Raw genomic sequence first — 16015 nt, 5'->3', positions numbered from 1 at the left:
GTCTTGCACGGGAGAAGATCGCAGAGAGGCGACGCCTTCGAACACCTGCGGTGAATCACTGCGCACGGGGCTCAACTGCGGGGCTGCGCCGTCCGTGAGGCGGAGGCGAACCCGGGGCCTATTGCGTGGATGTCTCCACTTTAGCACCCTCGGCCGGAACCCGGAGGACCTGGACGCGCCACGCCACAGGCGCTCCCCCGTGCACCCCCGCCGACGACGCCGCTCCACCCGTGATCTCCCGGATCGCCTCCTGCGCCGCACGCGCCCGCTCGGCACCGTTCGCGAGCGTGAGCACCGTGGGCCCGGCCCCCGAGATCAGCGCCGCGTGACCGCGCTCGCGCAGGCGGGTCACGAGCTCCCAGCTGGGTGCCATAGCCTGCGCGCGGTAGGGCTGGTGGAGCAGGTCGAAGGTGGCGTCCAGCAGCAGGTCGGGGCGCTGTCCCAGGGCGGCGACCACGAGTGCGGCGCGCCCGGCGTTGACCGCGGCGTCGTGGTGGGCCACGGTCCCGGGCAGCAGCCCCCGGGCCACGGAGGTGGCCACCTCGAAGTCCGGCACGGCCACCACGGGCACCACGTCCGGGTGCACCCGCACGGGCACGGTGTGGAAGCGGCCGCCGTCCTCCCAGCTCACCGTCAGCCCGCCCAGCAGCGTGGGGGCCACGTTGTCCGGGTGGCCCTCCAGCCGGGAGCACACCTGCAGGACGTCGTCCGCGCCCAGGCGCCGCTCCTCGGGCAGCAGGGCGTTGCCCGCCAGCACGCCCGCCACCACGGCCGAGGCGGAGGATCCCATGCCGCGGCCGTGCGGGATCGTGTTGCGCGCGGTGATCCGCACGGGGGGCAGGGAACCGGCCCCCGCGGCGTCGTACGCGGCCTGCATGGCGCGGACCACCAGGTGCTCGGCCGTGCGCGGGACGTCCGCCGCGCCCTCCCCGGAGAGCTCGAACTCCAGGCCGCGCTCGATGCGCGTGACCTGCAGCGTGTCGTAGTGGCCCAGTGCCAGGCCCAGCGAGTCGAAGCCCGGGCCCACGTTGCCCGAGGAACCGGGGACCGTGACGCGCACGGCGGTGCCCACGGGTGCCGCAGCCGGTGGGGGTGTCCCGTGCACGGCGCGCCCGCTCACTCGAGACCGAGGGCCGCGGCCACCGGCACCACGTCGAACGGCACCCGGCGGGGCTCAGCGGCGTGCGGGTCCTCCGCCTCGGCCCCCTTGACCGCCCACTGCGGGTCCTTCAGGCCGTGGCCGGTGACGGTCGCGACGATGGTCTTGCCCTCCGGCACCTCGCCCGCCCGGGCCTTCTGGAGCAGCCCGGCCACGCTCGCGGCGGAGCCCGGCTCCACGAACACGCCCTCCCGGGAGGACAGCCACCGGTGGGCCGCGAGGATCTCGTCGTCCGACACGGAGTCGATGAGCCCGCCGGACTCGTCCCGCGCGGCCACGGCGGTGTCCCAGGACGCGGGGTTACCGATCCGGATGGCCGTGGCAATGGTCTCGGGCTCGGTCACGGGGTGGCCCAGCACGAGGGGCGCAGCGCCCTCGGCCTGGAAGCCCCACATGGCCGGGGTGTGCGTGGCGACAGCGGGCAGGATCTCCCCCGAAGTGGCGGGGGTGTCCTGGGCGTACTCGCGGTAGCCCTTCCAGTACGCCGTGATGTTCCCGGCGTTGCCCACGGGCAGCACGTGGATGTCCGGGGCATCGCCCAGGGTGTCCACCACCTCGAAGGCCGCGGTCTTCTGCCCCTCGATGCGGTACGGGTTCACCGAGTTCACCAGGAACACCGGGTAGGACTCCGAGAGCTTGCGCGCCACCTCCAGGCAGTTGTCGAAGTTCCCGTCGATCTGGATGATGTCCGCGCCGTGGGCCACCGCCTGGGACATCTTCCCCAGGGAGATCTTGCCCTCCGGCACGAGCACCGCGCTGCGCATGCCCGCCTGCTTCGCGTACGCGGCGGCCGAGGCGGAGGTGTTGCCCGTGGAGGCGCACACCACGGCCTGGGCCCCGGCCTCCTTGGCCTTGGTGATGGCCATGGTCATGCCGCGGTCCTTGAACGAGCCCGTGGGATTCATGCCCTCGAACTTGAGCCAGACCGTGGAGCCCGTGAGCTCGGACAGCGCCCGGGCGCGGATCAGCGGCGTGCCGCCCTCGCCCATGGTGACCACCTCGGTCTGCTCCGTCACGGGCAGCCGGTCCCTGTACTCGTTGATGACGCCCTGCCAGACGTGTGCCATGCCGTGTGCTCCTCGGATCGAGTGTTCGTGTGTCGTGTGCCCGCCCCGGCAGGGGCGCCCGGCCCGCGGGTCAGTCCCCGGCCCCCGCCTGGGCGCCCTCGCCGGACTCCACGGGGGTCACGGAGACCACGTCCCGGACCACCGGCAGACCCCGCAGGGCCGCCACGGTGGCCATCAGGTCCGCGTGGCGCCCCGTGTGGGTGACCAGGCGCAGGAGGGAGGTCTCGGTGGTGCGCGGGTCCTCGGTCTGCTGCATCGTGGAGATGGAGACCCCGTGGTCCGCGAAGACCTGGGCGAGCCGCGCCAGGACGCCCAGCCGGTCGGACACGGCCAGGGTGACGGCGAGCTTCGTGGTGACGTCGTCCATGCTCACGGCGGGCAGTGCCGCGTAGTCGGCCAGCGGGATGCCCTGGGCGCCCAGTGCGATGGCCCGGGCCGCAGAGACGAGGTCTCCCAGCACCGCGGACGCCGTGGGCTCCCCGCCGGCGCCCTGGCCGTAGAACATGAGGGAGCCCGCGGCGGCGGCCTCCACGAACACCGCGTTGTACGCTCCGCGCACGCCGCCGAGCACGTGCTCGCGCGGAATCATCACCGGGTTGACCCGCAGGTTGACCCCGTCCCCGCAGCGCTCCCCCACGGAGAGCAGCTTGATCACGTAGCCGGCCTCCTTCGCGGCCGCCACGTCCTCGGCGGTCACACCGGCGATGCCCTCACAGTGCACGTCCGTGATCGTGTAGCTGGAGTGGAACGCGAGGGACGCGAGCACCGCGGTCTTGGCGGCGGCGTCGTGACCCTCGACGTCCGCGGTGGGGTCCGCCTCCGCGTAGCCCAGGCGCTGGGCCTCGGCGAGGGCGTCGTCGAACGCGGCGCCGGTGGAGTCCATCTGGTCCAGCACGAAGTTGGTGGTGCCGTTCATGATGCCCAGGAACCGCTCCACGCGGTCGCCCGCGAGCGAGTCCCGCATGGGGCGCACGATCGGGATGGCCCCGGCCACCGCCGCTTCGTAGGACAGCTGCGCGCCCGACGCCGCGGCGGCGTCCTGCAGCTGCCGCCCGGACTCCGCGAGCAGCGCCTTGTTGCCCGTGATCACGGACTTCCCGGCACCCAGGGCCCGCAGCACACGCGTGCGGGTGGGCTCGATGCCGCCGGTCAGCTCCACGACGACGTCGGCGCCGTCGATCACGGCGTCCGCGTCCGTGGTGAGCAGCTGTGGGGGGAGCTCGACGTCCCGCGTGGCGTGCACGTCCCGCACGGCGATCCCGGACAGCTCCAGGCGCACGCCGGTGCGCAGGGCGAGCTCCTCCGCGCGGGTGAGGAGCACGTGGGCCACCTGGGACCCCACGGTCCCGGCGCCCAGCAGACCGACTCTCAGGACAGGGGTCTCGCTCGCGGGTGCGGTGTTCATGGTGCGGTGCTCCTTCGGCTGCGGTGGTGCGCAGTTGTGCGCCGGGATCGTGGGGTCAGGGTCGTGGTGCACCGGTGTCACGGGCGAGCAGGTCCGTGACGCTCTCGCGGCGCACGATCTCGTGCGCGCGGCCCGAGGGGTCCACCGCCACGATGCCGGGCCGCGGGAGCCAGTTGTAGTTGCTCGCGAGCGACCAGCAGTACGCGCCGGTCACGGGCACCACCAGGAGGTCCCCGGCGCGGACGTCACCGGGCAGGTACACGTCCTTGACCACCACGTCCCCGGACTCGCAGTGCTTGCCCACCACGCGGGAGAGCACCGGGGCCGCCTCGGAGACCCGGTTGGCGAGCACGGCGGTGTAGTCGGCGTCGTAGAGCACCGGGCGGGCGTTGTCGCTCATCCCTCCGTCCACCGAGACGTAGCGGCGCTGCACGCCGGGGCTCACGGTGACGGTCTTGACGGTGCCCACGGTGTAGACGGTGCACCCGGAGGGGCCCGCGATGAAGCGGCCCGGCTCGAAGGACAGGTGGGGCACGGGCAGCTCGGAGGCCTCGAAGGCGGCCGCGAGCAGGGGCGCGAGGTCCGCGGCGATCGCCGCGACGTCGCGCGGGGAGTCCGCCGCGGTGTAGGCGACGCCGTGGCCCCCGCCCAGGTCGATCTCGGGCAGCACGAGCTCCCACCGCCGCGCCACGGTCTCCCGCAGCTCCAGGACGCGCTGGGCCGCCTGGCCGAAGCCCTCGGCGGCGAAGATCTGGGAGCCGATGTGGCAGTGCAGCCCGCGCAGCTCGAGCGCGGCCGCGGCGTCGAGGCACGCCGCCACGGCCTGCAGCGCGGGCGAGTCCTCGCCGTCGGCCGCCGCGTTCAGCGAGAGCCCGAACTTCTGGTCCTCGTGGGCGGTGGCGATGAACTCGTGCGTGGAGGCGTGCACACCCGGGGTCACCCGGATCATCACCGGGGCCCGCAGGCCGTGCTCGCGGGCGAGCCCGGCCAGCAGCTCGATCTCGGCGAGCGAGTCCACCACGATCCGGCCCACGCCCGAGCGCAGGGCCAGGGAGAGCTCCTCGGCGGACTTGTTGTTGCCGTGCAGCGCGATCCGTTCCCCGGGCACTCCGGCGGCGAGGGCCACGGCCAGCTCACCACCGGACGCGGTGTCGACGTTCAGTCCCTCGGCCACGGCCCACCCCGCCACCGCGGTGTTCAGCAGCGCCTTGGAGGCGTAGTACACGGCCACGTCCACGCCCAGTGGACGCAGCGCGACCTCGAAGGCCTCGCGGAAGGAGCGGGCCCGCGCGCGGAACGTGGCCTCGGAGACCACGTAGCTCGGGGAGCCGAAGCGCTCGGCGAGCTCCGTGACGGGCACGGAGTCCACGGTGACGCACCCGGCCGCATCCCGGGTGTACTGGGACGTGAAGACCGCAGGGTCGAGCGTGGCGGGGTCCTCGGGCGCCCGCAGCCACGCCGGGGCCAGGGGGTGCTCGGTGCTCGTCTCGCTCACCGGATCACATCCTCTCGGGTGCTGAGACGCCCAGCAGGTCCAGCCCGTTGGCCAGCACCTGCCGCACGGCGTCGTTGAGCCACAGCCGGGTGTGGTGCACGAGCTCCACCGGTCCGTCACCCTGCGGGGTCACGCGGCACGCGTCGTACCAGCGGTGGTAGGCGCCCGCGAGGGCCTCGAGGTGGCGCGCCACGCGGTGCGGCTCACGGAAGGACGCCGCCTGGGCCACCACGGAGGGGTACTGCCCGAGCGCGGCCAGCAGGTCCGCCTCGCGCGCGTGCTCGAGCAGGGCGGCGTCGAACTGCGGGGTGCCGTCCTCGGCCGTGCGGCGGACGCCCGCGGCCTCGGCGTTGCGGGCGACGGCGCACGTGCGGGCGTGCGCGTACTGGACGTAGAACACGGGGTTCTCGTTGGAGCGGCGGGTGAGCACGTCCAGGTCGATGTCGATGTTCGAGTCCACCGAGTAGCGCGTGAGCGAGTAGCGCGCGGCGTCCACGCCCACGACCTCCACGAGGTCCTCCATGGTCACCACGGTGCCGGCGCGCTTGGACATCCGCACCGCGGTGCCGTCCTTCACGAGGTTGACCATCTGCCCGATCAGCACCTCCACGGCCTCCGGGGAGTCCCCCAGGGCGGCCGCGGCGGCCTTGAGCCGGGCCACGTAGCCGTGGTGGTCCGCGCCCAGCATGTAGATGCAGAGGTCCGCGCCGCGGTCCCGCTTGTTCTTGAAGTAGGCGATGTCACCCGCGATGTAGGCGGCGTTGCCGTCCGACTTGATGACCACGCGGTCCTTGTCGTCCCCGTGGTCCGTGGAGCGCAGCCACCACGCGCCGTCCTCGAAGTAGAGGGAGTCCGAGGAGCGCAGCTGCTCCAGGAGGGTCTCCACCTGCCCGCCCTCGAACAGCGAGTTCTCGTGGAAGAAGACGTCGAAGTCCACCCCGAACTCGTGCAGCGAGGACTTGATCTGCTCGAACATCAGCTCAACGCCCGCCGCCCGGAAGACCTCCTGCGGGTCCTCCGACTGCAGCGCGTCCGGGTACTGTGCGAGCACCTGGTCGGCGATCTGGGAGATGTACTGCCCGCCGTAGCCGTCCTCCGGGGCCGCCTCCTGGCGGGCGCGGGCCAGCAGGGAGCGGGCGAAGCGGTCGATCTGGGTGCCGTGGTCGTTGAAGTAGTACTCGCGCACCACGTCCGCGCCCTGCGCGCTCAGCACGCGGGCCAGCGAGTCCCCCACCGCGGCCCAGCGGGTGCCGCCCAGGTGGATGGGGCCCGTGGGGTTGGCGGAGACGAACTCCAGGTTGATGGTGGTGCCCGCGAGCGCGTCGGCGGTGCCGAAGGCGCTTCCCTGCGCCACGATCGACTGGGCGAGCTCGCCGGCCGCCGCGGCGTCGAGCGTGATGTTCAGGAACCCCGGGCCCGCGACGTCCACGGACCTGACCCCCGGCACCTCGGACAGCCGCTGGGAGAGGATCTGGGCCACCTCACGCGGGGGCCGCCCCACCTTCTTGGCCACCTGCATGGCCACCGTGGTCGCCCAGTCCCCGTGCTCGCGGTTCTTAGGCCGTTCCACCCTCGCCTGCGGGAGCTCGACGCCGTCCACCGCGGTGAGTTCACCGGCGGCCACGGCGTCCTGCAGGCATGCGGACACGGCTGTGGAGAGTTCTTCAGGAGTCACCGTGCCAGTGTAGCGGGGCGGGTTCCCCCGAACCGATTCCCGGGGATTGGTGCCCACCCGGACCTGGTAGTATCGTCGAGTTGTCGTTGCGCGCCGGACTTCTCCGGACCGCAGCACGACCCGCCCGCGTAGCTCAGTGGATAGAGCGTCTGCCTCCGGAGCAGAAGGTCGTAGGTTCGAATCCTGTCGCGGGCACACAGTTTCTCAGCGGCCCCGGTGACCCCGGGGCCGTTGTCGTACCTGCCGCCCGTTCACGGGCGGGCCGACTCCCCCTGCGCATGCCGCGCGCCTCTTCGGTGCGTGCGGCGCCCCGGCCCGTGGTGCGTGCGGGCGAGCGCTGCGCCCCCCGCTCGGTGCGTGGATCCCCGGACGTCAGCGCCGACCGTGACGCTGCTCACGGATCCGGTAGTTGGGGTTCAGCTGGAGCGGGTCGTACTCGTTGACCACGGAACCCGTCCCGTACTGCTCCTCGAGCAGCTCGTCCTCCGCGACCGGCTGGGGCGGGGCCGTTCGGCGCAGCACCACTGCCACGATGGTGAGCACACCACCCACCAGGAGGGTGCCGAAGCCCACGACCACCATGACCCAGCCCCGCTCCGTGAGGGGCTGGCCCCCGTGGTCCGCCGCCGCCTGCGAGAGCGCCACGAGCCCCTCCGGCAGGGAGAAGCAGCACACGAAGAGCAGGACCAGCCCCACCGCAGAGACGACCGTGGTGGTGCGCTGTCTGCGGCGGGGCTGGTTCACGGTGATCACTGACCTTCCGGTGCCACCCCCGCGGCGGAGGAGCCACCCGTGGATGCGCCGCCGGTCACGCCCCGGGAGGGATCGGCCACCGGCTCGGCGCTGCGAGCTGTTTCCAGAAGCGTAGCGTCATCCAGTGCGGGTTCGCCCGCGACCGTCTGCAGCTTGCGGAACTCCGCCAGCAGGTCCGCCACCGTGGCCTCCGCCTTCTGCTCGGCGTCCAGCTCGAAGAGGATCCGGCCCTCGTGCATCATGATCAGCCGGTTGCCCAGGCGCAGCGCCTGCTCCATGTTGTGCGTGACCATGAGCGTGGTGAGGTTCCGCTCGTTCACGATCCGCTCGGTGATCTCCGTGACGTGGTGCGCGCGCTGGGGGTCCAGGGCGGCCGTGTGCTCGTCCAGCAGCAGGATCTCCGGCGCGGAGAACGTGGCCATGAGCAGGGACAGGGCCTGGCGCTGGCCGCCCGAGAGCAGGCCCACCTTGGCGCCCAGCCGGTTCTCGAGCCCCAGCTCCAGGGTCTTGAGCTCCTCGGTGAACTCCTGCCGGCGGGCCCGGGTCACACCGCGGGACAGCCCTCGGGAGCGGCCGCGGCGCTGGGCGATGGCCATGTTCTGCTCGATGGTCAGCGTGGGCGAGGATCCCTTCATGGGGTCCTGGAAGACCCGTGAGATCCACCTGGCCTTGCGGTGCTCCGGCAGGCGGGTGACATCGCGCTCCCCCACCCGGATCTCGCCGCTGTCCGGGATGATGGTCCCGGACACCGTGTTCAGCAGCGTGGACTTGCCCGCGCCGTTGGAGCCGATGACCGTGACGAAGTCCCCCTCGTCGACCGTGAGGCTCACGCCGTTGAGAGCCACGCGCTCGTTGACCGTGCCCGCGAAGAACGTCTTGCGGACGTCGTGCACACTCAGCATGCGATCACGCTCCCCTTCGCGCGGACGGCACCGCAATCGCGGCGGTCACGGGGTGCTCGGTGGAGGACGAGACGTCCGCCTGCACCTCCTGTGCCGCCCTCAGCGTGCGACGCCGCTTCCAGCGCTTGAACACCGACAGCTGCGGCAGCACGAGGGCCAGCACCACGAGCACGGCGGAGATCAGCTTCATGTCCGACGGGTTCAGCCCCGCCTGCAGCGCCACGGTGATGACGAGCCGGTACAGCACCGAGCCCAGGATCACCGCGAGCGTGGCCACCACCACGGTGCGCGAGCCGAAGATGCCCTGGCCCAGGATCACCGAGGCGAGGCCCACCACGATCATGCCGATGCCCATGCCGATGTCCGCGAAGCCCTGGTACTGCGCGATCAGCGCACCCGAGAGTCCCACGAGCGCGTTGGACAGGCACAGTCCGAGGATCTTCTGGCCGTCCGTGTTCACGCCGAAGGAGCGGATCATGTCCGGGTTGTCGCCCGTGGCCTGCATGGCCAGCCCGGCGTCCGTGTAGAGGAACCAGTCCAGCACCAGCTTCACGAGCACCACGCCCGCGAGCAGGAGCAGCACCCCCGTGACGGTGCCCTGCAGACCGGCCTCCCGCAGCGGGGTGAACACGGTGTCCTCCCGCAGCAGGGCGAGGTTCGCCTTACCGCCCATCACCCGCAGGTTGACGGAGTACAGCGCGGTCATGGTCAGGATGCCCGCGAGCAGCCCGTTGATCCGCGCCTTCGTGTGCAGCAGTGCCGTGATGAGCCCGGCGAGGCCGCCCACCACGAAACCCACCACGGTGGCGATCCACGGGCTGCCCCCGTGCAGGATCACCATGGCCGCGGAGGCCGCACCGCTCGTGAAGGACTGGTCCACCGTGAGGTCCGGGAAGTCCAGCACACGGAACGTGAGGTACACCCCCAGGGCCATCACGGCGTAGATCAGCCCGAGCTCGATTCCAGCAATCACCGGATCTACTCGATGACCTGGTCGGCCTTGTCCCGCAGGCTCTGCGGGATCTCCACGCCCATGGCCTTGGCGGCCTTGGCGTTGACGACGAGCTTGGTCTCCTTCTGCGCCTCCACGGCCATCTCACCGGGCTTCGCACCGTCCTTGAGGATGCGCACCGCCATCTCACCGGTCTGTTTGCCGAGGTCCTTGTAGTTGATGCCCTCGGTGGCCAGCGCACCGCGCTCCACGGAGTCGCCCTCCCCTGCAATGAGCGGGATCTTCTTGGCCTCCGCGGCGGAGATCACGGCCTCGAGACCGGCCACCACCTTGTTGTCGGTGGGGACGTAGATGGCGTCCGTGGTGAAGGACTCCGCGGCCTGGGCCACCTCCGCGGTGGTGGTCACGGTCTTCTCCTCGACCTTCAGTCCCTCCGCCTGGGCGGCCTTCTTGGCCTCCTCCACCTGGATCTGGGAGTTCGTCTCACCCGAGCTGTAGATGATGCCCACGGACTTGGCGCCGGGCTTGAGCTGCTTCACGAGCTTGATCTGCTCCGTCACGGGGTTCATGTCCGTGGTGCCGGTGACGTTGCCGCCCGGGGCGTCGTTGGAGTTCACGAGACCGGCGTCCACCGGGTCCGTCACGGCGGTGAAGAGCACGGGCTTGTCCGTCACGGCCTGCGCGAGGGACTGCGCGGACGGGGTGGCGATGCCCAGGACCAGGTCGTCCTGCGAGGACGCGAAGTTGGAGGCGATGTTGGTGGCGGTGGCCTGGTCACCCGAGGCGTTCTGCACGTCCAGGGTGAGGTTGTCCCCCTCCGTGTAGCCGCCGTCCTTGAGGGCCTGCACGAAGCCCTCCCGCGCGGCGTCGAGCGAGGGGTGCTCCACGAACTGGGAGATGCCCACGGTGGCCTTCTTGGCCTCGGCGGACTTCTCCTCGCCGCCGGAGCCGCATCCGGTGAGCAGCAGGGCGGCCGTGGTGGCCGCGGCGGCGACCGGCAGTAGACGCTTCATTTCTGGTGTTTCCTTCCATCACGGATCAATGATGAGTGGATATTACCTGCCGATCGGTCGAAAATGAGACGCAGCTCACATGTAGGGACAATCCCGCGTGTCACGCGGGTCCGGCCCTGTGGATCCGCCGTGTTGGGGGCGGCCCGTAGACTTGTGGGTTGTCATGACTGAGCCCCTCACCGCACCCCGCATCGTGTACCCGGACAACCTCCCCGTGAGCGCACGCCGGGAGGACATCATGGCGGCCATCCGGGACCACCAGGTCGTCGTCGTCGCCGGTGAGACCGGCTCGGGAAAGACCACCCAGCTGCCCAAGATGTGCCTCGAGCTGGGCCTCGGGGAGGGTGGGCTGATCGGCCACACGCAGCCCCGCAGGATCGCGGCGCGCTCGGTGGCGGAGCGGATCGCCCACGAGCTCGGTGAGCGCGTGGGCTCCACCGTGGGCTACCAGGTGCGGTTCACGTCCGAGGTGGGCCGGGACTCCAAGGTCAAGCTCATGACGGACGGCATCATGCTGGCCGAGATCAGCCACGACCCGCAGCTCTCCCGCTACAACGCGATCATCATCGACGAGGCCCACGAGCGCTCCCTCAACATCGACTTCCTGCTCGGGTACCTGCGGCAGCTGCTCCCCCAGCGCCCGGACCTGAAGGTGATCATCACCTCGGCGACCATCGACCCACAGCGCTTCGCGGAGCACTTCGCGCACGAGGACCCCGAGCACCCGGAGGCCGAGCCGGAGCCGGCCCCGATCATCGAGGTCTCCGGGCGCACCTATCCCGTGGAGGTCCGCTACCGGCCGCTCACCCAGGACCGCGGCGGCGAGGACGAGGACGAGACGGGTGACGGGCTCGCGGACGAGGACCGCGATCCCATCGACGCCGTGTGCGACGCCGTGGTGGAGCTCTCCCGCGAGCCCCGCGGGGACATCCTCGTGTTCTTCGCGGGCGAGCGCGAGATCCGCGACGCGCAGGACGCCCTGCAGAGGGTCATCGACTCCCACCGCTCCCTCGCGGGGACCCAGATCCTTTCGCTGTTCGGAAGGCTGTCCATGGCGGAGCAGAACCGGGTGTTCTCCTCCTCCCCCCAGCGCCGGATCGTGCTGGCCACCAACGTGGCAGAGACCTCCCTGACCGTGCCCGGCATCAAGTACGTGGTCGATCCCGGCACCGCGCGGATCTCCCGCTACTCGGCACGCACCAAGGTGCAGCGGCTGCCCATCGAGCGGATCTCGCAGGCCTCGGCCCGCCAGCGCGCGGGCCGCTGCGGGCGCGTGTCCGACGGCGTGTGCATCCGGCTGTACTCGGAGGAGGACTTCGAGTCCCGCCCGGAGTTCACGGACCCGGAGATCCTGCGCACCAACCTCGCGGCCGTGATCCTGCAGATGATCTCCGTGGGCGTGGTCGCGGACCCGTCGGACGTGATGTCCTTCCCGTTCGTCCAGAAGCCGGACTCCCGCGCGGTCAAGGACGGCGTGGTGCTGCTGCGCGAGCTCGGTGCGCTGCGCGGTTCCGGGGACCCGCACGAGGACGACGACGCCGCGCCGGGCTTCCGGGGCGCGGGGGGTTCCCGGGGGCGTCGTCGCGCCCGTCGCGGCCGGGGCGGTGAGCGCCGTCGAGGGCCGCTCACCCGCACGGGCGAGATCCTGGCCGCCCTGCCGGTAGACCCCCGGCTGGGGCGGATGGTCGTGGAGGCCCAGCGGCGCGGGTGCGTGCGCGAGGTGCTCGTGCTCACCGCGGCGCTGACGGTGCAGGACCCCCGCGAGCGGCCGCTCGAGAAGCGGCAGGCCGCGGACGAGTTCCACGCTCGGTTCAAGGACAAGACCTCGGACTTCCTCTCCTACGGGCTGCTGTGGCAGTACCTCCAGGAGCAGCAGACGGAACTGTCCTCCTCGCAGTTCCGCAAGCTGTGCAAGCGGGAGTTCCTGAACTTCCTGCGCATCCGGGAGTGGCAGGACCTCTACGCGCAGCTGCGCCAGATCGCACGCCAGGTGGGCATCGACGCCGGGTCCTCCCGGGAGATCGACGTGGCCGCGCACCAGGACGCCGTGCACAAGTCCCTGCTCTCCGGACTGCTGAGCAACATCGGCGTGCGGGACGAGCGCACGCGGGAGTACCGCGGCGCGCGCGGCACCCGGTTCGCGATCTTCCCCGGCTCGGCCCTGTTCAAGAAGGCGCCGGACTGGATCGTCTCCGCGGAGCTCGTGGAGACCTCCCGGCTGTGGGCGCGCACGAACGCGGCCATCCAGCCCGAGTGGGCCGAGGAGCTGGCCCCGCAGCTCGTCAAGCGCAGCTGGTCGGAGCCGCACTGGTCCCGCTCGCGCGGCACCGTGATGGCCTCGGAGAAGGTCACCCTGTACGGCCTGCCGCTGGTGAGCGAGCGGCCCGTGCTGTTCTCCTCGGTGGACCCGCAGCTCTCCCGCGAGCTGTTCATCCGCCACGCCCTCGTGGAGGGCGACTGGGCCACCCGCCACAGCTTCGTGAAGCGCAACCGCAAGGCGCTGCAGCACGTGGCCGAGCTGGAGAACCGCATGCGCCGCAAGGACCTGCGGGTGGACGACCAGGTGGTCTTCGACTTCTACGACGCCCGCGTCCCGGAGTCCGTGGTCTCCCAACGGCACTTCGACGCGTGGTGGAAGACGGCCCGGCAGCGGGACGAGCACCTGCTGGACCTCACGCCCGAGGACCTGATCGCCCCCGAGGCACCCGCTCTGGACACGGACTCCTTCCCGCGCGCGTGGACCGTGCCGTCCGCGGACGGGGAGCTGTCCCTGGACCTGGACTACGAGTTCGCCCCCGGCGCGGACACCGCGGACGGCGTCACCGTGCGCGTGCCCGTCCTCTTCCTGGACCGGCTGGAGCCCGCGCAGTTCGCGTGGCACATCCCCGGGCTGCGGGTGGAGCTCGTGACCGCGCTCATCAAGTCCCTGCCCAAGGCCGTGCGCCGCAACTTCGTGCCCGCTCCGGATACCGCGGCTGCCGCCGTGGCGCGCCTGGGCGAGGAGTTCGACCCCGCGCGGGACCCCCTGCTCCCGTCGCTGGCCACGGTGCTGCAGCGGATGCGCGGGCACACCGTGCGCGCCGAGGACTTCCACCCGGAGTCCCTGCCCACCCACCTGCGCATGCGCTTCGAGGTGCGCGACTCCCGCAACCGGGTGCTCGGGCGCGGTGAGGACCTCACGGAGCTCAAGCACCGGCTGCGTCCGCAGATCCGCGAGGCCCTCGCGCAGTCCCTCGGCGGTGCCGCCGCACAGCTCTACGACGCCGCACGGGCACCGTCCGCGGATGCCGCCACGCCGGGCACCGACGCGGGCGGCCCGCACGGTGGGCCGACCGGAGGGAACGGACGCGGGCGACGCCGCCCGGGCCGGGGCGGTGCCGCGGCGCAGGACTCCCGTCCCGCGGCGTCGCTGGAGCGCACCGGACTCACGGCGTGGCCCGAGCCGGACCCGCCCCGCAGCGTGGAGACGGTGGTGGCCGGGCAGACGGTCACCGGCCACCCCACGCTCGTGGCGGTCCCGCCCGCACAACCCGGCGGCACGGACATCCCGCGCGTGGACCTGCGGATCCTCAGCTCGCCCGAGGAGCAGCGTGTGGCCCAGCGGGACGGCGTGATCGCCCTGCTGCAGCACGTGCTGCCCTCGGTGCACCGCTACGTGGTGGAGCACCTGAGCCAGAAGGAGCGGTTGATCTTCACCCAGAACCCCCACGGCTCGGTGGAAGCGCTGATCCACGACTGCACCGTGGCCGCGGTGGACCGCCTGGTCCCCCACGAGCCGCCCTTCACCCGGGAGCGGTTCCAGGCGCTCGCCGAGCACGTGCGAGCGGAGCTGATCGACACGGTCTTCGCGGTCAGCGCCCTGGTGACCACCACGCTCACCGAGGCGAACACCGTGCGCAAGCGGCTCAGGAAGCCCGGCTCGCTCGGTGCCGTCCCGGCCTTCACGGACATGTCCGAGCAGGTGGACCGCCTGGTGCACCCGGGCTTCGTGGCCCGCACGGGGTGGGAAGCGCTGCAGCACCTGCCCCGCTACCTGGCCGGTGTGAACGCGCGGCTGGACAAGCTCTCCGGGCACCTGCAGCGCGACGCCGTGGCCATGCAGACCGTCCACGACCTCGAGGCCGCGTACCGCGCGGCGCGGGACGCCGTGCCGGCCAACGCCCCCGTGCCCGCGGGACTCGCGGCCGTGCGGTGGGATCTGGAGGAGCTGAGGATCTCGTTCTTCGCCCAGGAGCTCGGGACCGCGCACACGGTCTCCGAGAAGCGGATCCGCAAGAAGCTGCGCGACCTCGGCTGAGGCGGCCGGTGGCGGGCGCCCCCTGGCTTCCCGTCCCGGGAGCGCTCAGGGGCGTTGCCGCCCGCCACCGTCGGCTGCTCAGTCCTGCTGCGGCACCTCGGCCTGGTGGCCCTGGGCTCGCAGCGCCTCACGGATCCGGCGGGCGGACTCCTCCATGACCGCGGGGTCCGGGTCCTGGTCCACGTTCGCGAAGTCGAACTCCTCGATGGAGTTGGTGGGCCACACGTGCAGGTGCGTGTGCGGCACCTCGAAGCCCTGGATCATCAGCCCCACCCGCTTCGGCTGGAACGCGGCGTCCACGGCCCTGCCGATGCTCCGGGAGACGGTCATCAGGTGCTGGGCGAGCGCAACGGGCAGGTCCACCCACGCGTCGACCTCCTGGCGGGGAACCACGAGCACGTGCCCCTGCGCGAGCGGCTGGATGGACAGGAAGCCCACGCACTGCTCGTCCGCCCAGACGAAGCGCCCGGGCAGCTCGCCCTCGATGATCCTGGTGAACACTGAACTCATGACGGGTCCTTTCGGTGGGAGGGGCGCGGGCGGTTCCCGCACCCGTGTGGTCGTGCGCAGTGCGTGCCCCGAGGGGACGTGCCGCGGCGCCGTGCGCTCCGGCCGCGGACTGCGCTCAGACCGCGGGGAGCTCCACGCTCTCGCGGGGTGCCAGGTGCTGGTACTCGGTGCCGTAGACGCCTGCGAAGTGGGCCACCTGCTTCTCGACCACCTGCAACCCCGTCTCGGAGAGCAGGGCGTCGTGGATCTGGTGCACCCGGGTGGCACGCGTGGCCACGATGAAGTCGATGACCTCCGCCATCTTGGACCACGGCGCGTGCAGCGGGACCAGCACGGTGGGGACGGTCAGCCCGTGGGGCACGGTGAACGAGTCGCCCGGGTGGAACACGGCGTCGTCCACCACGTAGCCCACGTTGGCCACCGTGGGGATCAGCGGGTGGATGAGCGCGTGCTGACCGCCGTACGTCCGCACGTGGAACGGCCCCGCCGTGAACTCGGAGTCCGCCACCACGGTGTGCAGCCGCTGCGGGCGGACCACGCGCTCAACGAGCTCCGCGACCACCGCCTCGGGTGCGTGGACCTGGACCTCCGGACGGGCGCGCAGCACTGCGCCAAGCCGTTCGACGTCGCAGTGGTCCGGGTGAACGTGCGTGACGAGCACGGTGTCCACACCGTCCAGGGCCTCCTCGACCTCCGAGAACGTCCCGGGGTCGAGCACCAGCACCGCGCCGTCCTTCTCCAGGCGCACGCACGAGTGGGTGAACTTGGTCAGCAGCATGGTGCCACC

12 protein-coding genes and 1 tRNA gene are annotated in these 16015 nt (G+C 71.7%); 2 read left to right on the top strand and 11 right to left on the bottom strand.

The window, feature by feature from the left end:
* Nucleotides 1–118: 118 nt before the first annotated feature.
* The 5 genes from thrB to argS form a co-directional block, all read right to left on the bottom strand.
* Nucleotides 119–1105, bottom strand: a complete 987-nt coding sequence (gene thrB, locus EAE32_RS05735; protein ID WP_121845752.1) for a homoserine kinase — start codon at nucleotides 1103–1105, stop codon at nucleotides 119–121.
* An 11-nt stretch (nucleotides 1106–1116) separates the two neighbouring features.
* Entirely contained in the window at nucleotides 1117–2226 is a 1110-nt protein-coding gene (gene thrC, locus EAE32_RS05730) for a threonine synthase (RefSeq protein ID WP_121864432.1), read from the bottom strand.
* Between the two features lie 70 nt (nucleotides 2227–2296).
* Nucleotides 2297–3631, bottom strand: coding sequence for a homoserine dehydrogenase (locus tag EAE32_RS05725; RefSeq protein ID WP_121864431.1), 1335 nt, complete (start codon nucleotides 3629–3631; stop codon nucleotides 2297–2299).
* Nucleotides 3632–3686: 55 nt separating this feature from the next.
* Nucleotides 3687–5126 (bottom strand): diaminopimelate decarboxylase, encoded by a 1440-nt coding sequence (gene lysA, locus EAE32_RS05720; RefSeq protein WP_121864430.1) that lies wholly within the window; start codon nucleotides 5124–5126, stop codon nucleotides 3687–3689.
* 4 nt (nucleotides 5127–5130) lie between these two features.
* Nucleotides 5131–6801, bottom strand: coding sequence for an arginine--tRNA ligase (gene argS / locus EAE32_RS05715; RefSeq protein WP_165860446.1), 1671 nt, complete (start codon nucleotides 6799–6801; stop codon nucleotides 5131–5133).
* 122 nt (nucleotides 6802–6923) lie between these two features.
* Between argS and EAE32_RS05710 the strand changes: the two genes are divergently transcribed.
* Nucleotides 6924–6996: transfer RNA gene (locus tag EAE32_RS05710), tRNA-Arg, on the top strand.
* Nucleotides 6997–7173: 177 nt separating this feature from the next.
* Here the strand turns inward: EAE32_RS05710 and EAE32_RS05705 are convergent.
* Genes EAE32_RS05705 through EAE32_RS05690 form a run of 4 tightly spaced genes read right to left on the bottom strand, consistent with a single transcriptional unit; the run spans nucleotide 7174 to nucleotide 10421 of the window.
* Nucleotides 7174–7545: a hypothetical protein gene (locus tag EAE32_RS05705; RefSeq protein ID WP_243635597.1), complete on the bottom strand. Its 372-nt coding sequence runs from the start codon at nucleotides 7543–7545 to the stop codon at nucleotides 7174–7176.
* A 5-nt stretch (nucleotides 7546–7550) separates the two neighbouring features.
* Complete coding sequence (locus EAE32_RS05700; RefSeq protein WP_121845747.1) at nucleotides 7551–8456, bottom strand: ABC transporter ATP-binding protein; 906 nt, start codon at nucleotides 8454–8456, stop codon at nucleotides 7551–7553.
* Between the two features lie 4 nt (nucleotides 8457–8460).
* Nucleotides 8461–9429: an ABC transporter permease gene (locus tag EAE32_RS05695; RefSeq protein ID WP_121864427.1), complete on the bottom strand. Its 969-nt coding sequence runs from the start codon at nucleotides 9427–9429 to the stop codon at nucleotides 8461–8463.
* 5 nt (nucleotides 9430–9434) lie between these two features.
* The gene (locus EAE32_RS05690; RefSeq protein WP_121845745.1) at nucleotides 9435–10421 is read right to left on the bottom strand and encodes an ABC transporter substrate-binding protein; all 987 of its coding nucleotides are present in this window, start codon (nucleotides 10419–10421) and stop codon (nucleotides 9435–9437) included.
* Nucleotides 10422–10584: 163 nt separating this feature from the next.
* On the opposite strand from EAE32_RS05690, the gene hrpA reads away from it, so the two are divergent.
* Nucleotides 10585–14718 carry an ATP-dependent RNA helicase HrpA gene (gene hrpA, locus EAE32_RS05685; RefSeq protein ID WP_121864426.1) on the top strand — a complete coding sequence of 1378 codons (4134 nt, stop codon included), beginning with the start codon at nucleotides 10585–10587 and terminating at the stop codon, nucleotides 14716–14718.
* A 78-nt stretch (nucleotides 14719–14796) separates the two neighbouring features.
* Here hrpA and EAE32_RS05680 read toward each other — a convergent pair whose 3' ends face one another.
* Both EAE32_RS05680 and EAE32_RS05675 read right to left on the bottom strand, forming a co-directional pair.
* Nucleotides 14797–15228, bottom strand: a complete 432-nt coding sequence (locus tag EAE32_RS05680) for an HIT family protein (protein WP_121864425.1) — start codon at nucleotides 15226–15228, stop codon at nucleotides 14797–14799.
* A 115-nt stretch (nucleotides 15229–15343) separates the two neighbouring features.
* Nucleotides 15344–16006, bottom strand: coding sequence for an MBL fold metallo-hydrolase (locus tag EAE32_RS05675; protein ID WP_121864424.1), 663 nt, complete (start codon nucleotides 16004–16006; stop codon nucleotides 15344–15346).
* Nucleotides 16007–16015: the final 9 nt, after the last annotated feature.

Source organism: Kocuria tytonicola, from assembly GCF_003687175.1.
Taxonomy (GTDB): Bacteria; Actinomycetota; Actinomycetes; order Actinomycetales; family Micrococcaceae; genus Kocuria; species Kocuria tytonicola.
The sequence above is the reverse complement of the archived record's forward strand: the minus strand, read 5'-3'. Positions and strand labels throughout refer to the sequence as shown.

Bases quoted from the DNA above. Each gene is read 5' to 3' on its own strand.
- thrC (WP_121864432.1), bottom strand. From the start codon at position 2,226: ATGGCACACGTCTGGCAGGGCGTCATCAACGAGTACAGGGACCGGCTG.
- EAE32_RS05725 (WP_121864431.1), bottom strand. From the start codon at position 3,631: ATGAACACCGCACCCGCGAGCGAGACCCCTGTCCTGAGAGTCGGTCTG.
- EAE32_RS05700 (WP_121845747.1), bottom strand. From the start codon at position 8,456: ATGCTGAGTGTGCACGACGTCCGCAAGACGTTCTTCGCGGGCACGGTC.
- EAE32_RS05690 (WP_121845745.1), bottom strand. From the start codon at position 10,421: ATGAAGCGTCTACTGCCGGTCGCCGCCGCGGCCACCACGGCCGCCCTG.
- hrpA (WP_121864426.1), top strand. From the start codon at position 10,585: ATGACTGAGCCCCTCACCGCACCCCGCATCGTGTACCCGGACAACCTC.
- EAE32_RS05680 (WP_121864425.1), bottom strand. From the start codon at position 15,228: ATGAGTTCAGTGTTCACCAGGATCATCGAGGGCGAGCTGCCCGGGCGC.
- EAE32_RS05675 (WP_121864424.1), bottom strand. From the start codon at position 16,006: ATGCTGCTGACCAAGTTCACCCACTCGTGCGTGCGCCTGGAGAAGGAC.